This is a genomic window from Paracidovorax konjaci (genome assembly GCF_900112675.1).
GTDB classification, from domain to species: domain Bacteria; phylum Pseudomonadota; class Gammaproteobacteria; order Burkholderiales; family Burkholderiaceae_C; genus Paracidovorax; species Paracidovorax konjaci.
In genome coordinates, this window is the sequence record NZ_FOMQ01000006.1 from 225,168 (window position 1) to 241,040 (window position 15,873).

At 70.4% G+C, this 15,873-nt stretch carries 10 protein-coding genes; 6 read left to right on the top strand and 4 right to left on the bottom strand.

Annotation, left to right across the window (positions count from 1 at the left end; all coding sequences use genetic code 11):
• Positions 1 to 59: 59 nt before the first annotated feature.
• Positions 60 to 788 carry a pseudouridine synthase gene (locus BM144_RS11410; protein WP_434802661.1) on the top strand — a complete coding sequence of 243 codons (729 nt, stop codon included), beginning with the start codon at positions 60 to 62 and terminating at the stop codon, positions 786 to 788.
• 273 nt (positions 789 to 1,061) lie between these two features.
• A complete protein-coding gene (gene htpG / locus BM144_RS11415; protein ID WP_092952265.1) occupies positions 1,062 to 3,017 on the top strand; it encodes a molecular chaperone HtpG in 1,956 nt (651 codons plus the stop codon).
• 109 nt (positions 3,018 to 3,126) lie between these two features.
• On the opposite strand, the gene BM144_RS11420 is transcribed toward htpG, so the two are convergent.
• Positions 3,127 to 3,597 (bottom strand): hypothetical protein, encoded by a 471-nt coding sequence (locus BM144_RS11420; protein WP_092952267.1) that lies wholly within the window; start codon positions 3,595 to 3,597, stop codon positions 3,127 to 3,129.
• Positions 3,588 to 4,244 (bottom strand): peptidoglycan recognition protein family protein, encoded by a 657-nt coding sequence (locus BM144_RS11425; RefSeq protein WP_092952269.1) that lies wholly within the window; start codon positions 4,242 to 4,244, stop codon positions 3,588 to 3,590. The genes BM144_RS11420 and BM144_RS11425 overlap by 10 nt, the downstream gene beginning before the upstream one ends.
• A gap of 308 nt (positions 4,245 to 4,552) precedes the next feature.
• On the opposite strand from BM144_RS11425, the gene xrtH reads away from it, so the two are divergent.
• The 3 genes from xrtH (at position 4,553) to BM144_RS11440 (ending at position 7,427) form a co-directional block, all read left to right on the top strand.
• Positions 4,553 to 5,089 (top strand): exosortase H, encoded by a 537-nt coding sequence (xrtH, locus tag BM144_RS11430; RefSeq protein ID WP_092952271.1) that lies wholly within the window; start codon positions 4,553 to 4,555, stop codon positions 5,087 to 5,089.
• A 14-nt stretch (positions 5,090 to 5,103) separates the two neighbouring features.
• Positions 5,104 to 5,916 (top strand): exosortase H-associated membrane protein, encoded by an 813-nt coding sequence (locus tag BM144_RS11435; protein ID WP_092952522.1) that lies wholly within the window; start codon positions 5,104 to 5,106, stop codon positions 5,914 to 5,916.
• 86 nt (positions 5,917 to 6,002) lie between these two features.
• Positions 6,003 to 7,427, top strand: a complete 1,425-nt coding sequence (locus BM144_RS11440; protein WP_092952273.1) for a carbohydrate porin — start codon at positions 6,003 to 6,005, stop codon at positions 7,425 to 7,427.
• 13 nt (positions 7,428 to 7,440) lie between these two features.
• On the opposite strand, the gene BM144_RS11445 is transcribed toward BM144_RS11440, so the two are convergent.
• Both BM144_RS11445 and BM144_RS11450 read right to left on the bottom strand, forming a co-directional pair.
• Positions 7,441 to 10,356 carry a hybrid sensor histidine kinase/response regulator gene (locus tag BM144_RS11445; protein WP_092952275.1) on the bottom strand — a complete coding sequence of 972 codons (2,916 nt, stop codon included), beginning with the start codon at positions 10,354 to 10,356 and terminating at the stop codon, positions 7,441 to 7,443.
• 47 nt (positions 10,357 to 10,403) lie between these two features.
• The gene (locus BM144_RS11450; RefSeq protein WP_217644339.1) at positions 10,404 to 11,738 is read right to left on the bottom strand and encodes an ABC transporter substrate-binding protein; all 1,335 of its coding nucleotides are present in this window, start codon (positions 11,736 to 11,738) and stop codon (positions 10,404 to 10,406) included.
• Positions 11,739 to 12,055: 317 nt separating this feature from the next.
• Here BM144_RS11450 and BM144_RS11455 point away from each other — a divergent pair, with 317 nt between their 5' ends.
• Positions 12,056 to 15,727, top strand: a complete 3,672-nt coding sequence (locus BM144_RS11455) for an IPTL-CTERM sorting domain-containing protein (RefSeq protein WP_092952277.1) — start codon at positions 12,056 to 12,058, stop codon at positions 15,725 to 15,727.
• The last annotated feature ends 146 nt before the right edge of the window (positions 15,728 to 15,873 follow it).

Below are 15,873 nucleotides of genomic sequence, written 5' to 3' on the forward strand. Positions count from 1 at the left end.
ACATCGGCAGCGTGGCGCGGGCAGAGGGCCCGGCAGGGACCGCGCGCCTCAACAAGCGCATGGCCGAGCTGGGCCTGTGCTCACGCCGCGAGGCCGATGCCTGGATCGAGCAGGGCTGGGTGCGCGTGAACGGCCAGGTGGCGCCGATGGGGCTGCAGGTAACGCCGCTCGACCGCATCGAAGTGGACCCCGCAGCCCAGGGCCAGCAGGAGCGGCAGGTGACCATCCTGCTGCACAAGCCCATGGGCTACGTCAGCGGGCAGGCCGAGGACGGCCACACGCCCGCGGTCGCGCTCATCAACCCGCGCACGCACTGGCGCGAGGACCCGAGCCGCCAGCGCTTCTCTCCCCCGCAACTGCGCGGCATCGCGCCCTGCGGCCGGCTCGACATCGACTCGGTGGGGCTGCTGGTGCTCACGCAGGACGGGCGCATCGCACGGCAACTGATCGGCGAGGACTCCGGCATGGAGAAGGAGTACCTCGTGCGCGTGCACTACGGCGACGTGGCCACCGACGTGCAGGCCGCCTTCCCGCCCGACCAGCTCGCGCGGCTCTGCCACGGCCTCTCGCTGGACGGCCAGGCGCTCAAGCCCGCCCGCGTGGACTGGCAGAACCCCGAGCAACTGCGCTTCGTGCTGACCGAGGGCAAGAAGCGCCAGATCCGCCGCATGTGCGAACTGGTGGGCCTCAAGGTGGTGGGCCTGAAGCGCATCCGCATCGGCCGCGTGGTGCTCGGCAACCTGCCCGCGGGGCAGTGGCGCTACCTGGGGCCGAACGAACGGTTCTGATCCGGCGCCGCTGGCCGTGCCCGGCATGGGTGGCGCGCCCGGCCCCGCCGGGCGGCCCCCGCATTCACAAGTTTGTTTGCTATATATTTAATAGCAAACTATTGAATGGATCCGGCGGCATGGGGGCAAAATGCCCTGGAGCTTTCGCTGCAGGGGCGCGCCGGGCACCGAAGGCGCCGCGCGGGGACGATCCTTGATAATCCGCGCCCGGCCCCCAGTTGGCGGGGCGTTCCCCTTTCGTTGCGAACCTCTCACAAGAGCACACCACCAACCATGAGCAAGCACACCCATTCCTTCCAGGCCGAAGTCTCGCAACTGCTGCACCTGGTCACCCATTCGCTGTACTCCAACCAGGAGATCTTCCTCCGCGAGCTGATCTCCAATGCGTCCGACGCCTGCGACAAGCTGCGCTTCGAGGCCCTGAACAATGCCGGCCTGTACGAAGACGCACCCAACCTCGAAGTGCGCGTGTCCTTCGACAAGGCCGCCAAGACGCTCACCATCACCGACAACGGCATCGGCATGAGCGAGCAGGAGGCCATCGACCACCTGGGCACCATCGCCAAGAGCGGCACCAAGGACTTCATGAGCCGCCTCTCGGGCGACCAGAAGCAGGACGCCCAGCTCATCGGCCAGTTCGGCGTGGGCTTCTACTCGGGCTTCATCGTCGCCGACAGGATCACCGTGGAATCGCGCCGCGCGGGCGTGCCGCCCGAGCAGGGCGTGCGCTGGACCAGCGCGGGCACGGGCGACTTCGAGGTGGAGGCCATCACGCGCGCGCAGCGCGGCACCAGCATCATCCTGCACCTGCGGGACGAGGCCGAGGAGTTCCTGAACGCCTGGAAGCTCAAGTCCGTCATCGCCAAGTATTCCGACCACATCAGCCTGCCCATCCTCATGGAAAAGGAAGAGTGGAAGGACGGCGAGAAGGAGGGCGACCCCGGCCAGATGGTCCAGACCGGCGAATGGGAGCCCGTCAACAAGGCCAGCGCCCTCTGGTCGCGCGCCAAGAAGGACATCACCGACGAGCAGTACCGCGAGTTCTACAAGGCCATCAGCCACGACCACGAGGACCCGCTCACCTGGAGCCACAACCGCGTCGAGGGCAACACCGAATACACGCAACTGCTCTACATCCCCGCCAAGGCGCCGTTCGACCTCTGGAACCGCGACAAGAAGGCCGGCGTGAAGCTCTACGTGAAGCGCGTCTTCATCATGGACGAGGCCGAGGCGCTGATGCCCACCTACCTGCGCTTCGTGAAGGGCGTGATCGACTCCAGCGACCTGCCGCTCAACGTGAGCCGCGAGCTGCTGCAGGAAAGCCGCGACGTGCGCGCCATCCGCGAAGGCTCCACCAAGCGCGTGCTCTCCATGCTCGAAGACCTGGCCCGCCATGGCCGCCACGCGGCGGCGGCCGGCGAGGGAGACGACGGCGTCACCGACGTGGTGAGCGACGAGGACAAGGCCAAGGAAGGCAAGTACACGCAGTTCTATGCCGAGTTCGGCGCCGTGCTGAAGGAAGGCCTGGGCGAGGACTTCGGCAACCGCGACCGGCTGGCCAAGCTGCTGCGTTTCGCCTCCACCACCACCGACACGGTGACCGTCTCGCTGGCCGACTACAAGGCCCGCATGAAGGAAGGCCAGGAGGCCATCTACTACATCACCGCCGACACCCTGGCCGCCGCCAAGAACAGCCCGCAGCTCGAAGTCTTCAAGAAGAAGGGCATCGAGGTGCTGCTCATGACGGACCGCGTGGACGAGTGGGCGCTCAACTACCTGCACGACTTCGACGGCACGCCGCTGCAGTCCGTCGCCAAGGGCGCGGTGGATCTGGGCAAGCTGCAGGACGAGGCCGAAAAGAAGGCGGCCGAAGAGGCGGCCGAAGCCTTCAAGCCCATGCTCGCCCAGCTGAAGGAAGCCCTCAAGGACAAGGCCGGCGACGTGCGCGTGACCACCCGCCTCGTCGATTCGCCGGCCTGCCTCGTGGTGCAGGAAGACGGCATGAGCACGCAGCTCGCGCGCCTCATGAAGCAGGCCGGCCAGTCCCTGCCCGAAACCCGGCCCGTGCTGGAGGTGAACCCCGAGCATGCGCTGGTGAAGAAGCTGGACGGCAGCGTCCACTTCCACGACCTGGCGCACATCCTCTTCGACCAGGCCCTGCTGGCCGAAGGCGGCCTGCCGGAAGACCCGGCGGCCTATGTGAAGCGCGTCAACGCGCTGCTGGCGTAAACCGTCCCGGCGCGCAGGCCCCCACCCGGGGCCGGGGCCGCGGGAGCGTCTGCAACGCTCGCGCGGCCTTTTTTATTGCCTGGCGGCCCGAGGGGATGGGCAAGCCCCGTCACTGCGGCGGGAGCCGGCCCGGCAGATCGAGCAACCCCGCGCATTGCGCGCAGCGCAAATGGTGCCCATGCTCCTGCTCCTTGCCCTGCACCACAGGCGTGAGCCGGGCAGTACCCGCATCGTTGGCGATGCCCAGCGTTGCCACGCGCCCATCCTTGAATGTGAGCCTGGCCTCCGTGTAGCAGTCGCCTGTGAGGAAATGGTCGTGCAGAGCGGCGCGCCGGCTGATCGGGCGCGCATGGCCCAGGAAGTGGCGGACGTCACGCTCCGCCAAAGGCCGCATGCCCGTGCAGGGGGCTTTCTCCCCCACGGCATTTTCCGCAGTGGCCCGGGTGATTTGAATGGACGAAACCGTGCCCAAGGGGGGCAGTCTTGGCAAGGGTTGCCTCCCTTGGGATTCCTGTGCAGAAATCACATGGGTGTGAACAACAAAACACAGTGCAGCAATAGCGCGGTTTTTCAGCGCCATGATGCAGTGCTCGCTTCGGTGACGTTTTTCCGGCTTACATCCGGATGTCGATGAATTTCCGATGAACTGATGCGAAGCGTGTCGGTCAATCCATTGATGAGCCACCGCAAGGAGTCGTTTTGCACAGCATTGACAGGCTCGTACACCGATTTTTCGCCCAAAAACGCATCTTGCTGGGCTTTGCTCAGTCCCGCAGGCATCCTCACATTCGGGGGCAGTGAGGACATTCCCACTATTTCGATACCTATCGAATCCACATTGCTGGGGTACCGGACCGGAACAGCCTTGGTCATCTCGATTTTGTTCATGCGCTCAACCGCGCTTCCCTGCGGAAATTCCTTTGATTTCTGAAAAGCGGCAGCAGTGCATCGGTGTTCGGCAAGACACCGTGCTTTCAGAGGACCCACGTGGTTGGTTCGATGATTCACGGAAGCGGTTTGATAGATGACGCCGTTCTTCCCGATAAGGAAATGGGCACCGTTTCCTCCAGCCCGGTAGCTTGCAAAAACGCTTTGCTCGTTGGCTGATCCGGTCTGATGAACGACGATTCCTGAAATGGTTTTCATCGGCGAACGCTCGATCATGGTGAATCGGCGCGGTTGCACTCGTGATGTCGTGAGCATGCCTTGTAGATCAATGTGCAGCATGTTTTCCCTGCTCTATGTAAGGATCACTGGCATAGCCCCTCCCGACTGTGCCAAGCGCGGAATCATAGTGATCGATCAGGCCGTGCCTCTTTTGATTTGGTGACTGGTTGTTGCGGCTCTTTTGTGCATCCGTTAAAAAAACGCAGCTAATTGCTGATGCGGCAACAGCATTGGCGGCCAGACCGTGGGGGAGCACGTTGCCCCGGAGTTGACCGCCGATCCGCAGGCTTTTCCCCGGGTAGGCGTGGGTGGGCGGCCTCGATAATATGCAGCGGTCTTTCCACCGCCCTCGCGGAGCTTTCCCGGCCATGTTGCGCTTCTTCCTCATCTTCCTCACGCTTCAGCTCTCCCTCTTCGGCATCAACATGCTCAACTGGGTGCAGCAGCACCTCGTCCTGCCGTGGACGGCGCTGCTCGCGCGGATCTGCGCAACGCTGGTGATGTGGTTCGACAGCTCGGCCGCAGCGGCGGGCAAGGTGCTCTGGAACCACGAGACGGGGTTCGGCGTGTCGATCGAGGCGGGCTGCAACGGCATCGAGGCGTGCATCGTGCTGTTCGCCGCGGTGATGGCGTTTCCTTCCACGTGGCGGCACAAGCTCATCGGGCTGGTGGCGGGTTTCGTGGCGGTGCAGGCGCTCAACATCGTGCGGGTGATCAGTCTGTTCTACCTGGGGCAGTGGAGCACCCCGGTGTTCAATTTCGCGCACGAATACCTCTGGCAGGCGCTCATCATGGTGGACGTGCTCATCGTCTGGCTGCTGTGGGTGCGCGCGGGCAGCCGCGGCGCGCAGCCGCCCGAATCCGGCGAGCCGCCCGCCACGCCGCCGGCCGCGGCCCTGGCCTGAAGGCGCGTGCCGCGATGCGCCGCGCTGCCAGCCTGAAGGCATTCGTCATCGGCCTCTTCGTGGGGGTCGTGGTGCTCACGCTCGCGTGGACCCGGGTGTCGCCATGGACTTCCTACCCCGTCGGCATGGTCGCGGCGGTGGCGATGGAGCACACGGCGCCCGGCTGGGTGCGCGAGTCGCGCCTTGCGCCGGGCCGCCTCGAAGTGGACACCTCGGTGGCGATCGCCACGCAGCAGACCGGCAACCGCATGGTCGAGATCACCCTCGAATCCGATCCGGGCCGCTATGCCTACGGGCTGCCGATCTTCCTGGCGCTGCTGCTGGCCGCGCGCGGGCCGGGCCGTGCGGTGCGCGCGCTGGCGGGCTTTGCGCTGCTGGTGCCGCTGCAGGCCTTCAGCCTGGCCATGCAATTGCTCATGCAGCTGCTGCTCACGGCGCAGTTCGACGTGCGCGCACTGCGCGTCGAGCAGTGGCAGATGGAGGCGCTGGTCTACGGCTACCAGCTGGGGTCGCTGGTGGTGCCCACGCTCGCGCCGATCGTGGTGTGGCTGTGGCTCGACCGCGCCTTCGTGAACGAGGTGGTGATCGGCGCCTGGCGGCGTTCGCTGCCTGCGCGGGGTCCGGTGGCCGCGCCGGTGGTGGCGGCCGGCGCATCCCCGGCGCCGGGGGGCACGGCACCGGCCGCTGCAGCCGCCGATGGCACGCAGCAAGGCGCCGCTCCCGCGCCCGCGGCCGCCTCGGCGCCGGCACCGGAGCCCGCCATCGGGGGCGTGCCGGTCTCGTCGAGCACCGCGGCCGGGCTGCCGCCGCGCCGGCCCCTGCGCTGAGGCGACTGCACGGCCGGTGTGGCGCGCGCGTCACACCGGGCGGTTCGACACGACCGTGCCGCCGGGCGCTGCCAGAATGCCGCCCCATGTCCACGCTTCCCCGCCTCCGTTCCGTGCGCCCGCTGGCGCCTCGCCGCCCCTGCGCCGCCACCTTCCTGTCTGCCGCGGCCTGGCTGGCCCTGGCTGCCGCCACCCCGGCCCGCGCCGCGCCGGACGTGCCCGCCCCGGGGGATCCGGAGGAGCCGCCGCGCGTGGCGCTGCATGCCCAGACCACCTACATCTGGCAGCGCAAGCCGGCCTTCGATGCCGCCTACACCGGCCCCAACAGCCTCGTGCCCACACGGGAGCGCTCGTACTCCTTCACCGCGACGGCCGATCTGGCGCTGCGCGCCTGGGACGGCGCGCAGTGGCATTTCAACCCGGAGGCCGCGCAGGGCATTCCGCTGTCGCACCTGGCGGGGGCGGGCGGGCTCTCCAACGGTGAACTGGCACGCTCCTCGGGCGCGCGGCTGAAGGCCTACCGCGCGCGCTTCTTCCTGCTGCAGCGCTGGGACGCGGGCGGCGAGGCCGAGCGCATCGAACCCGATTTCAACGAGATGGGCGGCACCTCCACCGCGCGCCGGTGGACGCTGGTGGCGGGCAACGTGTCGCTGCTCGACTACTTCGATCCGAACCCCTACGCCAAGGACCCGCGCGAGCAGTTCTTCAACTGGTCGTTTCTCACGCCGGGCGCCTGGGACTATGCGGCCGACGCGCGCGGCTACACCTGGGCGGGCATCCTCGAGTACCGCACGCCGCAGTGGGCGGTGCGCGGCGGGCGCGCGCTGCAGCCGCGCGAGTCCAACGGCCCCAAGCTCGACCGCGACTGGCAGCGCCACTACGGCGACCAGATCGAGGCCGAGTCCGACCTGCCCGTGGCCCTGCCCGCGGGCCCGCTGCGCGGCCGGGTGCTGCTGTTCCGCAACCGTGCGGTGATGGGCGGCTTCGGCGATGCGCTGGCGGCAGGCCGGGCCGCGGGCGGCGTGCCCAGCGTGGCGGACGTGCGGCGCCTGCAGACCAAGAGCGGCTGGGCGCTGACGCTGGAGGTTCCGCTGGGCCCGGACGCCGGCCTGTTCGCGCGCGCGGGCCGCAGCGGCGGCCGCCAGGAGACCTATGCGTTCACCGAGATCGACCGCCAGGTGTCTGTGGGCGGGCAATGGTCGGGTGCGGCCTGGGGCCGCCCGGCAGACCGCATGGGCGCTGCGCTGGCGGTGAATGCGCTGTCGGCCAGCCACCGCGACTACCTGGCCGCGGGCGGGCAGGGCGCCTTCCTGGGCGACGGTGCGCTGCGCTACGGCAGCGAGCGCGTGTGGGAGGCGTATTACCGCCTCGTGCTGCCGCCCGCGCAGACGGCGGCAGGCCCGCTGCAGACGGCCGTGTCGCTGGGTGCGCAGCACATCGTGCACCCGGGCTACAACCGCGACCGCGGGCCGGTGGACATCTTCTCGGTGCGGCTGCACGCCGAGTTCTGACGGCCCCGGCCGGCTAGGCCTGGGGCCCCGCCGCACGGGAGGCCGTTCCGGTGGCCGCCAGGGCATGCGCCCGCAATTGCGCCACGCCCTCGGCCAGGGCCGTGCGCGTGGCGTCCAGCACCGCGGCGGGCGGGCCGCCGGCATCGGCGTCCGTACCGGCCTCGCCGTGGCTGCCGGCTGCCTGCGGGCGCGTTGCCGCCAGGGCCTGCAGCGCGGCGTCTTCCAGCACGCGCGTGAGCGCGCCCAGGCGCTGCAGGCCGAAGAGGCCCGCGGTGCCGCCCCACTCGTGCGCTTCTTCGCGCAGCGCGGTCCAGTCGGCTTGCGCGCAGGCCTGCGCGGTGCGCCGCATGCGCGCCTCGCTGTCCTGGATGAAGCGCTCGCGCAGTGCTGCCAGGCGGTCCGCGGGCAGCAGGTCCTGCAGCTCCCGCACGGCGGCCGCGTCGAAGGCCGGCAGCGCGGCCACGGCCTGGGCGTCCGGCACGGGCTCGGGCGCCCGGGGCGCGGCCGTGGCGGCGGGTGCCGTGGCGGCTTCCGGCGCCAGCCAGCGCGTGAGCACCGCCCACAGCGCGCCTTCCAGCACCGGCTTGGAGAGGTGGTCGTCCATGCCCGCGCTGCGCGTGCGCTCGATGTCCTGCGGGGCGGCGTTGGCGGTCATGGCGATCACCGGCAGCGTGGCGAAGCGCGCCTGCGCGCGCAGGCGGCGCGTGGCGGTCAGGCCGTCCATGACCGGCATCTGCATGTCCATGAGCACGGCGTCGTAGGTGCCGTCCGGCGCGCGGACCAGCTGGTCGATCGCCTGTACGCCGTCGTTGGCGGTGTCCACGCGCAGCCCCCCCGCTTCCAGCAGGCCCGTGGCGACGAGGCGGTTGAGTTCGTTGTCGTCCACCAGCAGCACGCGGCGGCCGGCCAGCGCGGCCGGCGCGCGGCGCGGGGCCGCACGGGCACCGTCCGCGCCGGCGCGGGCCGCGAGCCCCTCCTGCGCGGCGGTGTCCGCGCGCCGCACGCGCGCCGTGAACCAGAAGGTGCTGCCCAGGCCGGGCGCGCTCTCCACGCCGGTCTCGCCGCCCATGCGCTGGGCCAGCTGGCGCGAGATGGCCAGCCCCAGGCCCGTGCCGCCGAAGCGCCGCGTGATGGTGGCATCCGCCTGGTGGAAGGCCTGGAACAGGTGGTCCCGCTGCGCCGCGGTCAGGCCGATGCCGGTGTCGCGCACGGTGCCGCGCAGCAGCAGCCCGTCGCCGTCCTGGGCGATGGCATCCAGCGCCACGGCCACTTCGCCGGCCTGGGTGAACTTGAGGGCGTTGTTCACGAAGTTCGTGAGGATCTGCGCGATGCGGTGCGGGTCGCCCACCAGGTGCCGGGGCACCGTGTCCGGCATGCCGATGCGCAGCGTCAGGCCCTTTTCGCGGGCCTGGTGCACGAACAGGTCGGAGAGGTCGTCCAGCAGTCGTTCCACGTCGAAGGGCACGTCCTCCAGCACGAGGTGCCCGCCGTCGATCTTCGAGAAATCCAGCGTGTCGTTCACGATGCCCAGCAGCCGCCGCCCGGCCTGGAACATCTTCTCGACGCGGTCCTGCTGCGCGGGCGGCAACGGCTCCTTCAGCGCGAGCTGGGCCAGGCCCAGGCTCGCGTTGAGCGGTGTGCGGATCTCGTGGCTCATCACCGCGAGGAAGGTGGCCTTCTCCTCGGCCACCTGCGCGAGCGCGCGCGCCTGGTTGCGCTGCTCGGTGACATCGAGCCACACGCCGTTGAACAGCACGGCGTTGCCCGGCAGGGCGCGCGCGGTGGCCAGCGTCTTGATCCAGCGCGTGCGCTCGCCGCGTTGCACCTCCACGTCGAAATCCAGCGGCTCCAGGGTGCGCAGGCTGTGGGCGAAGGCCTCCCGCAGCGGTTCCTGGCCCGCCTCGGGCAGGCCGTAGGCGGCGTGCAGCGGGCCCTGCAGGCCCAGCAGCTCGTGCGCGGGCAGGCCCTGCAGGTCCTCGGCCTTCTCGCTCGCGAAGAGGAACCGGTGCCCGCCGTCCGCGTCCATGCGCAACTGGAACACCGCGCCGGGGATGGCGCCGGTCAGGTCGACGAGCTGCTCCGACAGGCGCCGCGCCTCGGCGCTGGCCGCCACCTCCACGGCCAGCCGGTCTTCGCGCTGCATGCTGTCGCGGAACACCTGCAGGGCCTTGGCCATGGTGCCCACCTCGTCGCGGCGGCCGGTGCCGGTGATGGCGTCGCCGTAGTTGCGGTCGGTGAGGCGCTCCATGTGCCGCGTGAGCAGCATGATGGGCCGCGAGATCTGCGAGATGGCCACCCAGGTCGAGAGCGCGATCACCACGGCCAGGCCGCCCGCCACGGCCAGCGCGGTATTGAGGATGGTGCTGCTCGTGAGCTGCCCGAGCCGGGCCGAGGCGGTCTGGAAGCGGTTGGTCGATTCGTCGCGCTGGCGGTTCATGGCCTGCTGCAGCGCGCGCAGCGTGGGCTCGAATTCGCCGTGGATGATCTGCAGCGCCCGGTCGCCGCGCCATCGGGAGGCGGCGTCCACGATGCGCGCGGCCAGCGCGAACGATTGCGCGGCCTGCTCGCGGATGGACCGCAGCGCGCCGGCATCGCCGGGCACGAGCCGCTCCGTGGTCTCGATCTGCGCCTGGAACTGCGCCTGCAGCCGCTCCAGGCTCACGAGCGCGCCGCGCATGGTGTTCTCGTTCTGCTCGGTGAGCACAGCGTAGACCAGCCGGCTCGATTCGCCCAGCAGCAGCGCCGCGTCGCTCACGTGCAGCGCGCTCTGGGCCTCGCGGTCGATCAGGGCCTTGTAGTCGTCGGTGATGCCGCGCATCGTCACCGTGGTGTAGACCGCCGTGGCGATCGAGATCACGCCCATAAGGGCGACGAGGAACACCACCTTGGCGGTGAGCGGGAGGTGCGATAGCTGGCGTGCACGGTCCATGCGGCGGCTCCGGATGCGATGGATGGAAAAAAAGGGCGGCGGCGCGTTCAGCGGTTGCGCGCGATGGCCTCGCGCAGCGCCGCCACCGCGGTGGGGGTGTCGATCTGGCGCTGCAGGTGCCGCGTGACCACGTCGTAGATGGCGACCTTCACGGCCGACGGATGGGCATTGCCCATGCCGATGGAGCCGAGCAGCGTGCGGCGCATGTTGGCCCCGCGCAGCTCGGCGATGGCCTGGCGGCCGCAGGTGTTGAAGGGCGCCTCGCGCACGTCCACGCGGGCGGGTGCCGCGCCGGTGCGCAGGTTGACGGCGGTCTGCAGGTCGCGGTCCAGGAGGATGGAGGCGAGGTGCAGCTGGGCCTCGCGCTCGCGCGCGGGCCGCCGGAAGAAGATGAACTGGTCGCTGTTGAACAGCACCATGCCCTGCGTGTCCGGGAAGCGCCAGCACTGGTAGTCCACGCCCGCGTACAGGCCGCGCACGCGGAATTCGCCATCCACCCACGAGCCCTGGATCTGCATCAGCGCCTGGCCGCGCGCCACGCGCACGGTGGCCTCGTCCCAGCGGCGGCGCATGAAGCCCGGGTCGAGGTAGTCCGAGAGCTTGCGCATGCGCTCGAAGATCGCGGTCGCCACGGGGCCGGTGATCGCCTCGGGGTCGAGATCGACGAACGCGCGCCGGTAGAACGCCGCGCCGCCCGTGCCCGCCGCGACCGATTCGAACAGCAGCGTGTGCTCCCAGGCCTCGTGGCCCACCGCGATGGGCGCGATGCCCGCGGCGCGTGCGCGGTCGAGCAGGGCGATCAGGTCGTCCCAGGTGTCGGGCGGGCGCGTGGCGCCCAGGCGGGCGGCCAGGGCCCGGTTCACCCAGAGCCAGTTGGTGGAGTGCGCGTTGAACGGCGCGGCGACCCAGTGGCCCTGCCACTTGGAGATGCGCTGTATCTCGTCGGGTACCACCTCGTCCCATTCCTCGCGCGCGGCGATGTCGTCCAGGTTGTCCAGCAGTCCGCGGCGCGCCCACTCATGGATCTCGTAGCCGATCATCTGCGCGGCCGAGGGCACCTGCCCGGCGCGCACGCGGGTGGCGAGCACGTCGGTGTAGCGCGCGGTGCCGCTGCCGGGTGATGAACTCTCGGACCAGCCGATGCCGCGCGCCAGGGCGAAGTCGCGGACCGTGTCCATGCTCGCGCGCTCGCCGCCCGAGACCCACCAGTGCATCACCGACACGCCCGCCGGCTGCGCATGCGCCGTGCCCGCCAGGCCCGCCGCCAGGGCGCCCGCCCGCAGCGCATGGAGGGCACGCAGGACCCGGCCCCGCCGGGGGGCCACGGGCGCGGCCGGGAACGGGCAGGAACGGGGTGTCGGAGGGGCGGCGGGCAGGAACATGCGGACGGGAGCGGAGAGCAGGCAGGCAACAGGAAATGGAACGGCGGCGGGCACACCCGCGGTGTGCACGGCAGTGCTGCGGCCGGACCCGGAGTGTGCTGTGGTGCGGAACGCACGGTAGAGCGGAGATTGTCAACAATTGTGGCATTCCGCAATCGATGTGATCCATCCAATAGATTTCGCCAACTCTCCAGCCACTGCCCAGCTGCCGGAGACAGGCGTCTGGGCCCGCATCGATTCCCAAGCGCACCGCGCAGGTGCCGACGTGCCGTTGCGGCGTGGCCGGTTCCCGATCGTTTTCAATCCAGGAGACCGGTATGTTTCTCACTTTGGCCCGATGGGCCGGCGCATCCGCGCCGCCCGGCGGCAGCCGTGCGCTCTCCGCGGCAGCGGTGCGCGGCGTCCGCCACGCGTTGTTCGCGGCAGGCCTGGCGGCCGGCGGCGCGGCATTCGCCCAGACCACGGATGTGCTCGTCAACCAGGACGCGGTCCCGGCATCGGCCTCGGGCCCGGCGGGCGGTACCTTCCATTACGTGGTCAAGGTGCGGCACAACACCGGCAGCGCCGCCACGGGCGTGCGGCTGACCGACACGCTGCCCGTGGGCGCGGTGTTCCGTTCGGTGACCACCAGCCCGGCAGGCGCCTCCTGCCTGCCCGCCATCGCGCCGGGCACGGCCATCACGAACGCCAACCGCACCGTGCAGTGCGATCTCGGCACGCTGGCCGTGAACGCCATCAAGACGGTGGATTTCGAACTGGTGCTGCCGTCGGTCTCCACCAACTGGATCAACACCGCGCGCGTCACGCGCAACGAGACCGACTCCGATCCCAGCAACGACGCGCTGGACCGCCGCATCACCACCACCGAAGCGGCGGACCTGTCGCTGTCGGTGGCGACCGACCCGCTCGCGCCGCCCGGCAGCCCCATCGCTCCCGGGCAGCCGTATGCCTACCTGGTGGACGTGGGCAACCTCGGCCCCATCGACATCCCGGCCGCCGGCCGGGTGCAGGTGTCCTTCAGCGTGCCCTCCGGCGCCGCGGTGACGCGCGCGGGCGGCACCAACGGCTGGACCTGCTCGCCCACGGCCTCCAACGCCTCGCCGCTGGTCTCGCCCGGCGCGCCGGCGCCCGCCACGGTGGTGACCTGCACGCGTTTCGGCGCGCTCGCCAGCGGAGGCACGCTGCCGCAGCTGCGCGTGGAAGCCGCGCCCAACGTGCAGGGCTCCATCACCACCTCGTTCTCGGTCAAGGGCTACAAGGACGGCTCCGCCGAGATGCCCGACGGCCAGTTGAACAACAACACCGACACGGCCGAGGTCAACGTGGCCGGCACGGCGTCCGATGTCTCCCTCGCCAAGGCGGTGAGCGGCGGCACCACCTACGCCATCGGCGATGAAGTGGCCTACACGCTCACGCCCCGCATGAACGGCGGCACGCCGCTCGACGGCGTGCCGGTGCGCGTGGTGGACACGCTGGGCACGGGGCTGTCGTTCGTCTCCGCCGCGGGCTCTGGCTGGACCTGCAGCGCCGCGGGCCAGGCGATCACGTGCGACCTGCCCGCCGCCAATGCCGCCAACTACACCAACCTGCCGGTGATCACCGTGCGGGCGCAGGTGCAGCAGATCGGCACGCTGGCCAACAGCGCCACGGTGGCGCTCACGGGCCGCACGGACCCGAACACCAACAACGACACCACGCCCGACGTCTTCATCACCGCCACCAACGTGGCCGACCTGCAGATCACCAAGACGGCGTCCAACTACCAGAACGGTCAGGGCGTGGCGGTGGCGATCGGCCAGACCTACCAGTACCGGCTGCGCGTGCGCAACCTCGGGCCGCTGGCCGTGCCGGCGACCTCGGTCGCCACGCCGCAGCACCCCAGCATGGTGGTGGCCGACTCGGTGCCTGCGGGCGTGACGCTCACCGCGATGAATGCGGGCACGGGCGCCGGCTGGAGCTGCAGCGCGCTGCCGATCGTGGGCCCCGGCACCTTCAGCTGCGAGCGCAGCGCGGGCCTGGCGGTGAACGCCAATGCCCCCGACATCGTGGTGGATGCCGTGCGCACCACCGCGGGCTCGGTCACCAACAACGCCTGCGTGAACTTCAACCCTGCCAGCGGCGGCACGCGCGTGGACCCGTGGCTGAACGACTCCGCCCACGGCATCAACTGCCAGGGCATCGGCGTGGGCGCCTCCAGCCAGACGCCGGGCAGCGAAGTCTCCGCCGACGTGCGCGTGGTGAAGACGGTGGACCAGCCCTCCGTGCCGGCCGGCGAACTGCTCACCTACACCATGGTGGTGACCAACCTGGGCCCGAGCACCGCCACCAACGTGAGCCTGCGCGATGCGCTGGGCAGCCTCGTGTCGAAGACCGGCGCGCCGGGCCTGGCGTCGGTGAACACCACGGCCGGCTCCTGCACCCCCTCGGGCGCGACGGCCGGCACCTCGGCCACGCTGGTGTGCCAGCTCGGCACGCTCGCGAGCGGCGCCAGCGCCACGGTGACCGTGGCCGTGCGGCCGACGGTGGCCACCACGGGCCAGCGCACCAACACCGCCACCGCGTTCTCCGCGGACGTGGTGGACCCGGTGCTGGGCAACAACACCTCGCCCGTGCAGAGCGAAGTCACGGCGCGCGTGGACCTGGTCGCCTCCAAGACCGTGTCGCCCACGCCGCGCGCCATCTCCGGCGAACCCATCACCTACACGGTGCGCGCGCGCAACGACGGCCCGTCGTCGGCCGAGAACGTCTGGCTGCGCGACACGCTGCCGGCCGGCACGGTGCTGATCGGCACGCCCACCGCCACGGGCGGCGGCACCTGCGACCCCGTGGGCAACGGCGGCACGCTCAACTGCCGCTGGGGCACCACGGGCGCGAGCCTCCTGCTGGCCAATGGCGGCCAGTACGAGGTCACCTACCGCCTGCGCCCGACCACCGCGTGGACGGCCGGCCAGATGCTGAACAACGAGGTGGAGATCGGCACCGCGACCGACGAGCCCAACCAGTCCAACAACAAGGCGCAGGCGCAGGTCGAGCTGACGCAGCCCGAGCTGGACGTGCTGGTGTCGATGGCGCACAGCGCCGATGCCATCGCGCTCGGCACCGAGACCACCTACACCATCACGGTGAAGAACTCGGGCCCGTCGTTCGGCACGAACGTGGTGATGACCGACACCTTCCCGGTCACGCACCCCACCAACGGCGCCACGTCGGCCACCTTCGGCTACACCGGCAACCTGACGGTGGACCAGAACGGCACCTGCACGCAGCCTGCCGTGGGCGCGACGGCGGGCAGCGTGGTCTGCACCTTCCCCGGGCTCGCCAAGGACGAGATCGCCACCATCACGTTCCGCATGAAGGCCCTGAGCCTGCCGGCGGGCGCCGAATCCGGCACCGTGTTCCACAAGGCCGTGGTGACGGTGCGCGAGACGGAATTCCTGCGCGGCGGGCAGGACGTGCTGGTGAACAACACCACCTACGACCAGACATCGACCAAGCGCGACCCGATCGCCACCGACCTGTCGATCACGAAGAACGGCCCGGACGGCCCGCTCGCGCCCGGCGCGGACGTGGACTACGTGCTCACCGTGCGCAACCTCGGCCCGCTCACGAGCCAGGGCGCGCAGGCCCTGGACACGCTGCCCGCGGGGCTGTCGTTCGTCTCGTCCACCGATTGCACGTTCGCGGGCGGCGCGGTGAACTGCACGGTCGGCGAACTGCTGTCCGGCGCCAGCCGCGACTTCCGCTTCAAGGCCCGGCTCGACTCGCCCTACAACGGCGCCCGTCCGCTCGTGAACACGGCCACGCTGGACGCGCCGGGAGACACCAACCCCGGCAACAACAGCGCGTCCAAGACGACCACCGTGCAGCCCCCGCCGGACCAGCTCTCGGCGATCCCGACGCTGTCGCAGTGGGGCCTGATCGTGCTGTCGTGCCTGCTCGGCTTGCTGGCGCTGCGCCAGTCCACGCCGGGCTCGCGGCGCGGACGGTGATGTGAAGTGAAGTGAACCAGGGGCCGCCAGGTCCCTGGGTGCCACATTCTGCTGACGGCCCGCTGCCCTCGCTCCCGCGCGACCGGTCCCGTCGAATGGCCGCGGAGCAGGCCACGGCGGCGTCCCGCCTTCAAGGGGGGAATGCG